Source organism: Janthinobacterium sp. FT14W, assembly GCF_009208755.1.
GTDB classification, from domain to species: domain Bacteria; phylum Pseudomonadota; class Gammaproteobacteria; order Burkholderiales; family Burkholderiaceae_D; genus Janthinobacterium; species Janthinobacterium violaceinigrum.
In genome coordinates this window covers 12,151-24,476 of record NZ_WFLL01000017.1, presented here as the reverse complement: position 1 = coordinate 24,476, position 12,326 = coordinate 12,151, and the positions used below count along the sequence as shown (strand labels likewise).

Annotated in this window: 13 protein-coding genes and 2 tRNA genes; 13 read left to right on the top strand and 2 right to left on the bottom strand. The window is 64.1% G+C overall.

Annotated features, from left to right (window positions below):
* Positions 1–9 precede the first annotated feature (9 nt).
* From GCN74_RS13460 to aqpZ, 9 genes are all read left to right on the top strand, one after another.
* A tRNA-Glu gene (locus GCN74_RS13460) sits at positions 10–85 on the top strand.
* 57 nt (positions 86–142) lie between these two features.
* Positions 143–218 (top strand) — tRNA-Glu (locus GCN74_RS13455).
* A gap of 91 nt (positions 219–309) precedes the next feature.
* Positions 310–1,479, top strand: a complete 1,170-nt coding sequence (gene earP, locus GCN74_RS13450) for an elongation factor P maturation arginine rhamnosyltransferase EarP (RefSeq protein WP_152257145.1) — start codon at positions 310–312, stop codon at positions 1,477–1,479.
* A 136-nt stretch (positions 1,480–1,615) separates the two neighbouring features.
* Complete coding sequence (locus GCN74_RS13445; RefSeq protein WP_034778059.1) at positions 1,616–2,191, top strand: elongation factor P; 576 nt, start codon at positions 1,616–1,618, stop codon at positions 2,189–2,191.
* Between the two features lie 206 nt (positions 2,192–2,397).
* Positions 2,398–3,576 carry an amidase family protein gene (locus tag GCN74_RS13440; RefSeq protein WP_226939027.1) on the top strand — a complete coding sequence of 393 codons (1,179 nt, stop codon included), beginning with the start codon at positions 2,398–2,400 and terminating at the stop codon, positions 3,574–3,576.
* Positions 3,577–3,604: 28 nt separating this feature from the next.
* Positions 3,605–4,015, top strand: coding sequence for a hypothetical protein (locus GCN74_RS13435; RefSeq protein ID WP_152257144.1), 411 nt, complete (start codon positions 3,605–3,607; stop codon positions 4,013–4,015).
* Positions 4,016–4,080: 65 nt separating this feature from the next.
* Positions 4,081–4,539 carry an Ivy family c-type lysozyme inhibitor gene (locus tag GCN74_RS13430; RefSeq protein WP_193317069.1) on the top strand — a complete coding sequence of 153 codons (459 nt, stop codon included), beginning with the start codon at positions 4,081–4,083 and terminating at the stop codon, positions 4,537–4,539.
* Positions 4,539–4,949, top strand: a complete 411-nt coding sequence (locus GCN74_RS13425; RefSeq protein ID WP_152257142.1) for a GNAT family N-acetyltransferase — start codon at positions 4,539–4,541, stop codon at positions 4,947–4,949. Before GCN74_RS13430 ends, GCN74_RS13425 begins: the two co-directional genes overlap by 1 nt.
* Before the next feature lie 220 nt (positions 4,950–5,169).
* Positions 5,170–5,865, top strand: coding sequence for an aquaporin Z (gene aqpZ, locus GCN74_RS13420; RefSeq protein WP_077402054.1), 696 nt, complete (start codon positions 5,170–5,172; stop codon positions 5,863–5,865).
* 37 nt (positions 5,866–5,902) lie between these two features.
* On the opposite strand, the gene GCN74_RS13415 is transcribed toward aqpZ, so the two are convergent.
* Positions 5,903–6,733, bottom strand: coding sequence for an AraC family transcriptional regulator (locus tag GCN74_RS13415; RefSeq protein ID WP_152257141.1), 831 nt, complete (start codon positions 6,731–6,733; stop codon positions 5,903–5,905).
* 127 nt (positions 6,734–6,860) lie between these two features.
* Here GCN74_RS13415 and GCN74_RS13410 point away from each other — a divergent pair, with 127 nt between their 5' ends.
* The 4 genes from GCN74_RS13410 (at position 6,861) to GCN74_RS13395 (ending at position 10,893) form a co-directional block, all read left to right on the top strand.
* The gene (locus GCN74_RS13410) at positions 6,861–8,102 is read left to right on the top strand and encodes an MFS transporter (protein ID WP_152257140.1); all 1,242 of its coding nucleotides are present in this window, start codon (positions 6,861–6,863) and stop codon (positions 8,100–8,102) included.
* A gap of 236 nt (positions 8,103–8,338) precedes the next feature.
* Positions 8,339–9,715, top strand: coding sequence for a cysteine--tRNA ligase (gene cysS, locus GCN74_RS13405; protein WP_152257139.1), 1,377 nt, complete (start codon positions 8,339–8,341; stop codon positions 9,713–9,715).
* A gap of 55 nt (positions 9,716–9,770) precedes the next feature.
* Entirely contained in the window at positions 9,771–10,349 is a 579-nt protein-coding gene (locus tag GCN74_RS13400; RefSeq protein ID WP_152257138.1) for a hypothetical protein, read from the top strand.
* A complete protein-coding gene (locus tag GCN74_RS13395) occupies positions 10,342–10,893 on the top strand; it encodes a hypothetical protein (RefSeq protein ID WP_152257137.1) in 552 nt (183 codons plus the stop codon). The genes GCN74_RS13400 and GCN74_RS13395 overlap by 8 nt, the downstream gene beginning before the upstream one ends.
* On the opposite strand, the gene dbpA is transcribed toward GCN74_RS13395, so the two are convergent.
* The gene (gene dbpA / locus GCN74_RS13390; protein ID WP_152257136.1) at positions 10,880–12,307 is read right to left on the bottom strand and encodes an ATP-dependent RNA helicase DbpA; all 1,428 of its coding nucleotides are present in this window, start codon (positions 12,305–12,307) and stop codon (positions 10,880–10,882) included. The two genes, GCN74_RS13395 and dbpA, sit on opposite strands and share 14 nt — an antisense overlap.
* Positions 12,308–12,326 lie beyond the last annotated feature (19 nt).

Sequence of the window (12,326 nt, the reverse complement as noted above, 5' to 3'; positions counted from 1 at the left end):
CAGATTTCTGTCCCCATCGTCTAGAGGCCTAGGACATCACCCTTTCACGGTGAGTACAGGGGTTCGAATCCCCTTGGGGACGCCAGATTCGCAAGTAGTAACAGGTCGGGATGCAAGGCAGCGCATCCAGGACAGATTTTCTGTCCCCATCGTCTAGAGGCCTAGGACATCACCCTTTCACGGTGAGTACAGGGGTTCGAATCCCCTTGGGGACGCCAGACCGGCTGAATCAGCCAACAACAAAGCCGCCTGGTAACAGCGCGGCTTTTTTGTTGTTTGCCAGCTTCCCCCTTCTTTTCTTGCCTGCCCATGCCATTACCTAGCGATCGCGCGCCATCTCTGGCCATCTTCTGCAAAGTCGTCGACAACTACGGCGATATCGGCATTTGCTGGCGTCTGGCGCGGCAGTTGAGCGGCGAGCACGGCGTGGCCGTGACCCTGTGGGTCGACGATTTGCCGAGTTTCCGGCGCATTTGCCCCGCGATCGACGTGGCGGCGGCGCAGCAGCAGGTGTCCGGCGTCATGGTGCGCCACTGGCGCGGCCAGGATGGCGTGTTTGCGCCCGCCGATGTCGCCGATATCGTCATCGAGTTCTTTGCCTGCGACATTCCGCCCGGCTATATCGCCGCCATGGCGCAGTGCGCGCCGCAGCCGGTGTGGCTGAACCTGGAAGGCTTGACGGCGGAAGAGTGGGTCGAGGGCTGCCACGCGCTGACCTCGCCGCGCCACGGCATGACCAAGCATTTCTTCTTTCCCGGCTTCACGGACAAGACGGGCGGCTTGCTGCGCGAAGCGGCGCTGGACGAGAACAGGCTGGCATTCCAGGCCGATACGGGGGCCATGGCGGCATTCCTGGGGCAATTCGGCGTGACGGCGGCGCAGATGTCGGCCTTGAAGGTATCGCTGTTCTGCTACCCGTCCGCCCCCGCCGCCGAGCTGTTTTCCGTGTGGCAGGCGGGCAGCGAGCCCGTGACGTGCCTGGTGCCGGAAGGCGTCGCGTTCGATGCCGTTCAGGCATTTATCGGCGACGATGCGGCTGTCGCCGGGGCGGCGCGCACGCGCGGCGCGCTCACCGTACGCGTGCTGCCGTTCGTGCCGCAGGACGATTACGACCGCCTGCTGTGGGCTTGCGACGTCAACTTCGTGCGCGGCGAAGATTCCTTCGTGCGCGCGCAATGGGCGGGCCTGCCTTTTCTCTGGCATATCTACCTGCAGGATGAAAACCTGCACCACGTGAAATTGCGCGCCTTCCTGCGGCGCTATGCGGTGGACGGGGAAGGGCCGATAACCAGTCTCGTGCAGGCGGCCCTGGCCTGGAATGGCGCCAGCGCGGACGCCGTGCCGTGGACGCAGCTGTGGCCTGCATTGCGGGCCGATCTGCCGCGCATCCGCGCGCGCGCGCAGGCTTGGCGGCAGCAGATGCAGGCTAATGGCGATCTGGCAAGTAACTTGCTGGCGTTCGCTGGCGCGACGAGATAGGCGCTTGCCCAAAATTAAGGTAAAATGCCCGGTTATTTCTAACGTATTTTTAACCGATCAAACGCAAGCTTGCGGCGCCGATGGCGCACAGGCGGCAGATGGTCTTCATGCAACCCCACTTTTTACGTACATTCCTATGAAACCCGCAAAAGAAATTCGTGTTGGCAATATCATCATGGTCGACAGCAAGCCAATGATCGTGTTGCGTTCTGATGTCAACGGTTCGAGCCGCACGGGCTTCACCTACAAATGGAAGATGAAAAATCTTCTGACGAACACCCCGATGGAAAACGTGTTCCGCGGCGACGACAAGTTTGACGTTGTTGTTCTGGATAAAAAGCCAGTGACGTATTCGTACTTCGCCGACCCGCTGTTCGTCTTCATGGACGCCGAGTACAACCAGTACGAAATCGAAGAAGAAAATCTGGGCGAAGCGCTGAACTACCTGAAAGATGGCATGGAATGCGAAGCCATTTTCTACGACGGCAAGGCCATCTCCGTAGAACTGCCTACGACCATCGCCCGTCAAGTGGTGTACTCGGAGCCAGCGGTCAAGGGCAACACGTCGGGCAACGTCCTGAAAGAAGCCAAGATCGAAAACGCCATCGACGCGCACCGCCACACCGTGCAAGTGCCGCTGTTCGTGGCACAGGACGACGTCATCGAAATCGATACCCGTACCAACGAATACAAGCGTGTCGTACGCAACTGATAGATCGCCACGCTGCGCGGCTCGCAGGGTCCGGCACACGCCGGCCTGGCTTGCTCCAGTGCTTGACCATCAAGAAACGCTGCCTTCGGGCAGCGTTTTTTTTGCTTAAAAAATAATTCCATTCAGCAACAATTGAGTTGCAAGGACTGCTATGCTATGCCTAGCACATTGTTGCGCTAGATATATTGAAGTTCCCTGGAGATACTATGCAGCGTAGTCATATGTTGCGCAATGGCGCGTACCGGGGCGTGACGCCTGCCGCGGCCACGCCGGCACGCGTGTCGCGTCCCGTGCTGGCCCGCGCCACGGCGCCAGCCAGCCCCATGGCCCATCTGCTCGATGCCGGCGTGTTGCCGCAACAGCAGATGATGCAGGCAGGCAAGCTCAGTTCCCATGCGCTGACGTCGCAGTATTTGGCACGCATCCGCTCACTGTCGAGCACGGGCGCGCGTGCCTATCCCGGTATTGAAATCAATCCCGATGCACTGAAAATTGCCCTGGAAATGGACCGCGAGCGCCAGGTGCACAAGGTGCGCGGCCCCTTGCATGGCATCCCCATCGTCTTGCGCGACAATATTGCCACGGGCGACCGCATGAAGACGCGCACGCAGGCGCCCCTGGCCACGCAGGCCAGCTGCGATTCCTTTGTGGCCGCACGCTTGCGCGCGGCCGGCGCCGTCATCATCGGCAAAAGCAATCTGCGCCAGTGGGCCGCCGTCAGCGTGCCGCATGCCAGTGCCAGCTGGGCCGGGCTGACCATCCTGGCCGTGGACAGCGCGGCGGACGGCTCCATCGTCGCGCCGGCTTCACACTGCGGCCTGGTGGCCATCAAGCCCACGGGCAGGGCCGCCGCGGGGCAGGGCGCAGAGCCGGCCACGGCCGGGCCGATGGCGCCCAGCGTGCGCGAGGCGGCCTGGCTGCTCGCTGCCCTGACGGGCGAACGCCTGGCCGATGGCACGGTGCTCGATGCCGCCGGCTTGCATGGGCGCCGCATCGGCGTGGCGCGCAGCCTGTTCGGCGTGTGCGCGGAGACCGATGCCGTGATCGAGCAAGCCCTGCTGGTGCTGCGCGAACGGGGCGCCGAACTGATCGAGCCGCCGCCCGCCTCCGGGCCCGGTGGCATTGAGGCCTTGCTGCGCGCGCATGCGCTCGATGCGCTGGTGGGGCCCACCTGTCATGGCGTAGCGCAGGCGCAGTCCGTCTTGCCGCATATCACGGTGCCGGCCGGCGTGGTCCACGGCTTGCCCGTCGGTTTGTCCTTCATCGGTCCGGCCCATGGCGAAATGCCCCTCATTGCGATGGCATATGCCTATGAGCAGGCGACTTTGCACCGGCGCACGCCGGCGCTGCCGTCGAGCATCACCCTGGCGCTGCGTCTGCCATGATCATTTTTTTCGTTCTCCTTTGATAACTATGTTTGCAACCTTGCTGCTGAGCGCGGCCGTCGCCGCCACCCCGACTCCTTTCGATGCCGCGCAACTGTCCGGCAGCTGGTCCGACAGCGTCAATACAAGCAGTGTTTGCGAAGAAGCGCGGCACTTTACGCGCATGCAGCTGTCTGACGATCATCAGCGGCTGGCGATCTTCAGCGACCGCACTTGGAAAAGCAAGCTGGGTGAAACCAACCGCTTTGCCGCCACGGTGGTGGCGGAAACGGCGCGCAGCCTGACATTACGCTATGACAATGAAACCCGCCGCAATGCCGCTGGCAAGCTGGTGGAATGGCAGTTGATCATCGTCGCGCCCGGCGTGTACCGCTGGCGCGAGACGGGCTGGGCGGAAGGCAAGGTCAACGGGGTCGTCGGCATCCGCTGTTCTCCGTGATGCCGTTGCGCAAGCATGCCATTCTGCTATGCTGCCCCCATTATTCGATGTTTTTAGGAGCTTTCATGTCCGTACCTTTGCTGCTGCCCCTGTTCCTGGGCGCTGCCGTGGCGCTGGCCGCCGTGCCGGCGCACGCCCGCACGCCCAAATTGTCGCTGATCGAACAAGCGCAAAGCTGCGATGGGGGCCACACCTGCCCGTATTTCCCCGACGCCTACAAGGCCGATTACGCATTTCGCAATGCCTTCAACGTGGGCTTGAAAAAGGCTGGCCTGAAGCGCCAGCGCTGGGTGCCGAATGGCGTGGCCACCCCGCTCAAGCCCGTCGAGATCGACGGCAAGGCGCGCCTGCTGAGCAGTGTCTGCGAGCCGCACAATTGCGGCCACCGCTACAGCATCCTGTACGACCCGGCCGAGCGCAGCATGACGGGCGTGTATGTGGGCAGCGATGGCAAGGGGGGCTCGCGCACCGTGTACTTCGGCGAGCCCAGCATCGCCGAGGCCGATTTGCTGCTCAAGAACTGATGCACGCGCCGCTGCGCATTTCCAGCGAGCGCGACGAGCTGGATCTCCCCATGATCCACCGCTACCTGAGCGAGCAGTCGTACTGGAAGCGGGGCGTGACGCTGGAGACGGTGCGCAAGGGCATCGCCAACGCGCTCAGTTTCGGCGGCTATGTGGATGGCCAGCAAGTGGCGTTCGCCAGGGTCATCACCGATTACACGGATTTTGCCTATCTGCGCGACGTGTTTGTGCTGCCGCAATACCAGGGGCGCGGCTATGGCAAGCAGATGGTGGCTGGCGTGCTGGGCGACGCGCGTTTGCGCGATGTCGCCTGGATGCTGGGCACCGATGACGCGCATGGCCTGTATGCAAGCTTTGGTTTTGCGCCGCTGGAAGCGCCACACAAGTACATGCGCCGTCCCGCGCCGTAGGAATTATCAAAACAACCTTTTGGTGTCAAGAGAACTATTAACATTATTGTACGCAATAGTGTTGCATTGATAATGACAACATGTCATTATGCGCGCTCTGCAGCGTGCGGTGCGTTGTTGGTGCTGTACTTTGCCATCGCCCTCGGGCGCGGGCAAAGGTGGTGAGCGGTCCGATTGGTCGTCCCTGGCACGTTTTCTCGTCACTTTAAAGGAATACATCATGAAACAATATGGAGCCGAGTTCCTCGGCACGTTCTGGCTGGTGCTGGGCGGTTGCGGCAGCGCCGTGCTGGCCGCTGCCTTTCCCGGTCTGGGCATCGGTTTTGCCGGCGTGGCGCTGGCGTTTGGCCTGACGGTGCTGACCATGGCCTACGCCATCGGTCACATCTCGGGCTGCCACCTGAATCCGGCCGTGTCGATCGGCCTGTGGGCCGGCGGCCGTTTTCCCGCCAATCAGCTGCTGCCTTACATCATCGCGCAAGTGCTGGGCGCCATCGTGGCCGGCGGCGTGCTGTACGTGATCGCCAGCGGCCAGGCCGGCTTCGATGTCAGCAAGGGCTTTGCCTCGAACGGCTTCGGCGCCCATTCGCCGGGCGGCTATTCGATGCTGTCGGCGCTGGTCATTGAAATCGTGCTGACGATGTTCTTCCTGATCGTCATCCTGGGTGCTACCGACAGGCGCGCCCCGGCCGGCTTCGCCCCGCTGCCGATCGGCCTGGCGCTGACCCTGATCCACCTGATCAGCATTCCCGTCACCAACACCTCCGTCAACCCGGCCCGCAGCACGGGCGTGGCCCTGTACGTGGGCGACTGGGCGACCAGCCAGCTGTGGCTGTTCTGGCTGGCCCCCATCATCGGTGCCTTGCTGGGCGCGCTGGCCTACCGCCTGATTGCCGGCGAAAAAGAATCAGCTTGAGCATGTAAAAAAAGCAGCCTGCGGGCTGCTTTTTCGTTTACTCGGCGGCGCGCCACTCGCTCAGGTAGTGCTGCGGCGTGCGCCCCAGGATGCGGCGGAACATGGCGCTGAAGGCGCTGGGACTGGCGTAGCCCAGCGCATAGGCGATGGCCGCCACGCCTTCGCCCCGGTCCAGGCGGCAGAATGCCTCGGCCAGGTGGACTTGCTGCAGCCATTGGCGGTAGTGCAAGCCCGTTTCCTTGGGAAACAAACGGATCAGGGTGCGCGCGCTGGCGCCCGCATCCTGCGCCCAGTCCTCGATGCTGCGCCGACTGCCGGGCGCGTTCATGATGGCCGAGCAGACGGCCACCAGGCGGCGGTCGCGGGGCCAGGGTATGGCGATGGGCACGGTATCGGCCGCCGTCAGTTCCGACAGGATCAGGTGCGCCAGCCAGTCGCCGCGCCCCGCCAGCGCATACTCGATCGGTTCGGCCAGCAAGGCCAGGATCAGCTCGCGCAGCAGCCGGCTCACTTCCAGCACCTTGCAATCGGAACCGTACGGGGCCGCCACCTGCGCATCGATATACACGGTGCGCATGCTCAGTTCGCTCAAGATGTGGACTTCATGCACGACCCCCACGGGGATCAGCAGGGCGCGCCGGGGCGGCAATATCCACACGCCGTGCTCGGTGGAAACGCGCATCACGCCTTCCGTCGCATACAGCAGTTGCGCCCGCACATGGCTGTGCGGCGCCGTATAGTCGCCCGGCGCATATTGCTTCGACATGGCCGTCACGGGACGCGGCACGTGCTGGTAATCGTGCGAGCTGGTGCTGCGGCTGAACGGCACGCCATCGGGGTGGGTCTGGGCGGGGTGGTGGGTGTACATGTGGGCCGTTGATTTGTCGCGCAGTTGTCACTTAAGCGACGATTATTGGAAGTTATCAGTTCAGTGACCATACTATACTGGGTTCTTTGCCGGGCCGCCCGCCGAGCCCGATCATTGCGGATGACACATGCACACAACCACACCTGCTCCAGCACTGGCCAAGTCCGTGCCGGCGGCCTCCTCGCTTCATAGTTCCCAACAACAATCTGGTCTGGCCATGCACATCCTGGGCGCCGTCGCCTTCGTGCATTTGCTCAATGACTTGATCCAGGCCTTGTTGCCGTCGATTTATCCGATGCTGAAAGCCGAGTTTTCACTCAGTTTTACCCAGGTCGGCCTTATAACCCTGACGTTCCAGTGCACGGCATCGCTGCTGCAACCGTGGATCGGCTTGTACACGGACCGCCGTCCGCTGCCATTCCTGCTGCCGGTAGGCATGTGCTTTACCCTGGCCGGCGTGCTGATGCTGTCCATGGTCTCGACCTTCCCGACCCTGCTGCTTGCCTCGGGCCTGATCGGCGTCGGTTCCTCGACCTTCCACCCGGAAGCGTCGCGCGTGGCGCGCATGGCTTCGGGCGGGCGCTACGGCTTTGCCCAGTCGCTGTTCCAGGTAGGCGGCAATGTGGGCTCCGCGCTGGGGCCGCTGCTGGCGGCCGCCGTCATCGTGGGCCGCGGCCAGGGCAATATCGCCTGGTTCAGCCTGCTGGCCGTGCTGGCCATCGGCGTGCTGTACAAGGTCAGCCACTGGTATAGCGGCCACCTGGCCAGCTTCAAGCCGAAGGCGGGCGGCCAGGGGCCGAAGTTGTCGCGCAACAAGGTGATGGGCGCGCTGGGCGTGCTGGCCCTGCTCGTGTTCTCGAAGTACATCTACATGGCCAGCCTGTCGAGCTACTACACGTTTTACCTGATCGACAAATTCCATCTGTCCATCGGCGCGGCGCAACTATATCTGTTCCTGTTCCTTGCCGCCGTGGCGGCCGGCACCTTCATGGGCGGCCCCATTGGCGACCGCATCGGCCGCAAGCGCGTGATCTGGATTTCCATCCTGGGCGCCGCCCCATTCACCCTGCTGCTGCCGTATGTGGACCTGTTCTGGACGGCCGTGCTGACGGTGATCATCGGTTTCGTGATTTCCTCCGCGTTTTCCGCCATCGTCGTGTTTGCGCAGGAACTGGTGCCGGGCAAGGTGGGCATGATCGCGGGGATCTTCTTTGGCCTGATGTTCGGCGTCTCCGGTATCGCCGCGGCCGCCATGGGCCACCTGGCCGACGTCTCGGGCATCGCCTATGTGTATAAAATCTGCTCCTACCTGCCGCTGCTGGGCATCCTGACGGTGCTGCTGCCGCATATCGAGCAGGCGAAAAAATAGGCGCGCATCGCGGGAGGGCTTGACGGCCCGCCCGCGTGCATGCGATATTTGTCCCATGTTCACTTCCATCCTCCATCCAGTTCCTGCATACGGCGCCGCTGCTGCGCTGTGTCCGTGCGCTTGGCCCCGTGAGGATGCGGCCCTGCGCCGTTAAACTTTTACTCCTCATTCGATGGCCACAGTGTTGAAAAACCTGTGGCCATTTTCTTTTTCCGCCGCGTTCAAGAGAGTCCCGCATGACACTACACCTGTACGATACCTATAGCCGCAGCCTGCGTCCGTTCGACCCCATCGCCCCGGGGCAGGCGGGCCTGTACGCCTGCGGCCCCACCGTCTACGACTACGCGCACATCGGCAACCTGCGCACCTATCTGTTCGTCGACGGCTTGCGCCGCGCGCTCGAGTTCAACGGCTTGCAGGTGCGCCACGTGATGAACATCACGGACGTGGGCCATCTGACGTCGGATGCGGACAGCGGCGACGACAAGGTCGAAGCGCGCAGCCGGCGCAGCGGCAAGTCGGCGTGGGAGATCGCGGCCGAGTTTACGCGCGCGTTTGAAAGCGATCTGCGCGCGTTGAATATCCTGCCGCCCACCGTCTGGTGCCGCGCCACCGAGCATATCGCGGAACAGATCGCATTCATCCTCGACCTGGAGGCGAAGGGCTATACCTACCGCACGGCCGACGGCATTTATTTCGACACCACGCGCCAGGACGGTTACGGCAAGCTGGCGAATCTGAAGCGCGACGGCCTGCAGGCGGGCAAGCGGGTGGACCTGGGCGGCAAGCGCGATATCTGCGACTTCGCCCTGTGGAAGTTCAGCGGCGTGCCGGGCCAGCGCCAGATGGAATGGGACAGCCCGTGGGGCCTGGGTTTCCCCGGCTGGCATATCGAGTGCTCGGCCATGGCGGAAAAGCACCTGGGCACGTATTTCGACATCCATTGCGGCGGAGAAGACCACGTGGCCGTCCACCACAGCAACGAGATCGCGCAAACGCAAGCGCGCCACGGCACGCGCCTGGCCAACTTCTGGCTGCATGGCGCTTTCCTGAAAACCCAGGACGCGAAGATGTCGAAGTCCGCGGGCGACTTTTTGCGCCTGCAAAGCCTGGTGGAGCAGGGCGTCGATCCGCTGGCCTACCGCTACCTGTGCCTGGGCGCCCACTACCGCAGCAGCCTCAATTTCACGGACGACGCCCTGCGCGCCGCCGCCAGCGGCCTGGCGCGCCTGCGCGCCGCCGTGCACGGCCTGGGCCAGGCGCATGGCGAGGCCGACCCCGCGTGGCTGGGGCGGTTTGCGGCCTGCGTCAACGACGACTTGAACTATCCGCGCGCGCTGGCCGTGGCCTGGGAACTGCTGAAAAGCGAGCTGCCCGATGGCGTGAAAAAGGCGACCATGGCCCGCTTCGATGCGGCCCTGGGGCTGGACTTGCTGGCCTGGCAGCCGGCGCAGGTGGAAGTGCCGCCGCCCGTGCAGGCGTGGATGGCGCAGCGGGCCAGCGCCCGCGCGCAGCGCCTGTGGGCCGAGGCGGACCGTTTGCGCGCACTGGCGCGCGCGGCCGGCTATGACATCGAGGATACGCCTCAGGGCCAGCGGGCGCGCCTTCTGTGACGAGGCTATGCGTGCGCGTGCGGCATAATGGCCGCCTGATGAATGGGGAGATGCCGTGAAGCGTGGTGTGCTGTTGCTCAGTTGTGGTCTTGTTTTCCCGTCCGTGCAGGCGGCCAGCGCGTGTCCCGGCTTTCCCGCGCTGGCCGCGTCCGGCGAGGCGCTGCTGGCGCAAGTGCGCGCGCTGCCGCCCGCCGGCGTCGACCGGGAAGTGCAGGCGTGCGCGCCGAAGACGGTCATCGACTTCGCCTACAGCGGCGGGGTGCTGTGCCGCTTCGGCGCCGACACGGACGCCGTGGAGGCGGCGACGGCCGCCGTCACGCGCCTGGCCGATGGCGGTGAACTGGTCGAATACCTGTATCTGTTCCCGTATGCGCCAGCCTCGCACGCGCGCTTGCTGGCGCTGCTGGCCGCGCGTTTTAATCAAGTCGACCAGGCGGCCTGGCCCGCCTTCCTGCAAGGTGCCACGCCGGGCAAGGAAACCACGGCCCTGTTCACCTACGGCAGTTACTATATTTCGCTGGGCAAGCCCGCCGAAGGCGATCCTGCCGCATGGTATTCGAACGTGATCTTTGAAAAAGTGGATAAGCCCGCGCTGGGCGTGCGCAAGGTGTGCCAGGAGGGGCGCGATGGCTGAAGCGGACGCCTTTCCGGCGGCACTGGCCGGCACCGTGGCGCAGCTGCTGCCCGCGCTGGCCGAGGGCCAGCTGCATGCGCCATCGGCGCCGTTTGAGGTGCTGCAGGAGGGCCGGCTGCTGCGCATCCCCGTGCGCACCTACTATCGCCGCGAGCAGCTGCTGGCCTGCGCCGGGCTGACCGGCGACGCGGGCGCGATCGCCCTGTGCCTGGGCACGCGCCACCATGACGGCCGCCTGCGCGAACACTGCGTGGCGCAGCTGTTGCTGCAGCAGCGGGCCTGGACGGCGCCGTTCGTCGTGCACCTGTGCGGCGAATACGTGCTGGAGATCGTGGAGAGAATCGGAGCGGCGCTGCCGGCCTGGAATGCGCAGGCGCTGGCGCGCTACCTGCGGGAGAATCCCGCGTATGTCGATACGCTGGAGCGGCGTACCGTCAGCTACTGGAACTGCTACTACCGCCATCGCTATCCCGTGTGGGATGATTATCCGGGGCGCAGGGCCATGGCGGCCCTGCGTGGCTTGCAGGATCTTACGCTTCGATAAAGCGCATCTTGAAGCTGCGGCCCTTGATGTTGCCGAAGTCGCGGCCCAGGGGATTGCCCGCGTTCAGGCGCTTGAAGGCCGCTTCGGCCACCGTGCGGTCGAGCGCCACGTAGGTCATGAATTCGAACACGTTGATCTTGCCCACCTGTTCCTTGTTCAGGCCCGCATCGCCCGTCAGCGCGCCCAGCAAATCGCCCGGGCGCAGCTTGTCCTTCTTGCCGCCCATGATGCACAGGGTGACCATGGGCGCCGGCAGCGCTTCGGCGCCATCGTCCTCGTCCAGTTCCTTCAGCTCGTGCCATTCGACGGCGCTGTTCTGGTACTGCTCGATCAGCTTCACCCATTTTTTCTCGTTCGGCGCACACAGCGACAGGGCCAGGCCCTTCTTGCTGCCGCGGCCCGTGCGGCCGATGCGGTGGATGTGCACTTCCGTGTCCTTCGAGACGTCGACGTTGATCACGGCGCCCAGGTCGGAAATATCGAGGCCGCGCGCGGCTACGTCGGTGGCCACCAGCACGGAGCAGCTGCGGTTGGCGAACAGCACCAGGATTTCATCGCGTTCGCGCTGTTCCAGCTCGCCGTACAGGGCCAGCGCGGAAAAGCCCTGCTGGCGCAGTTCTTCAGCCAGTTCGCGGCAATGCACCTTGGTGTTGCAGAAGGCCAGGGTCGATTCCGGCTTGAAGTGTTTCAACAGCTTGCCGACGGCGCTGTTGCGCTCGTCGAAGCCGATTTCATAGAAGCGCTGTTCGATCTTGTCGTTGTCGTGCTGCGCCTCGACCGTCACTTCCAGCGGATTGACGAGGAACGACGCCGTGGCGCGGCGGATGTCTTCCGGATACGTAGCCGAGAACAGCAAGGTCTGGCGGCGCACAGGGCAGGCGCTGACGATGCCGGCGATCTCCTCGTAAAAGCCCATGTCCGTCATGCGGTCCGCTTCATCGAGTACCAGGGTCTGCACGTGATTCAGGTTGATGGTGCCGCGGCCCAGGTGGTCGCGCAGGCGGCCCGGCGTGCCCACGACGATATGGGCGCCGTGTTCCAGCGAGGCGATTTGCGGGCGCATGGGCGCGCCGCCCGTCAGGGTCAGGATCTTGATGTTGCCGGCCGCGCGGGCCAGGCGGCGCAATTCATTGGCCACCTGGTCGGCCAGTTCGCGGGTCGGGCACAGCACCAGGCCTTGCACGGCAAACCAGGCGGGATTGAGCTTGTGCAGGATGCCGATGCCGAAGGCGGCAGTCTTGCCGCTGCCCGTTTTCGCCTGGGCGATCAGGTCGCGGCCATCGAGCACCGCCGGCAGGCTTTGCGCCTGGATGGTGGTCATCTCGTGGTAGCCGAGCGAGTCCAGATTGGCCAGGAAGGCGGGCGTCAGCGGCAGGCTGGCAAAGGAATTGGTGGTGTCAGTGGTGGTGTTCATAGGGGGCGGAGCCGGTAAA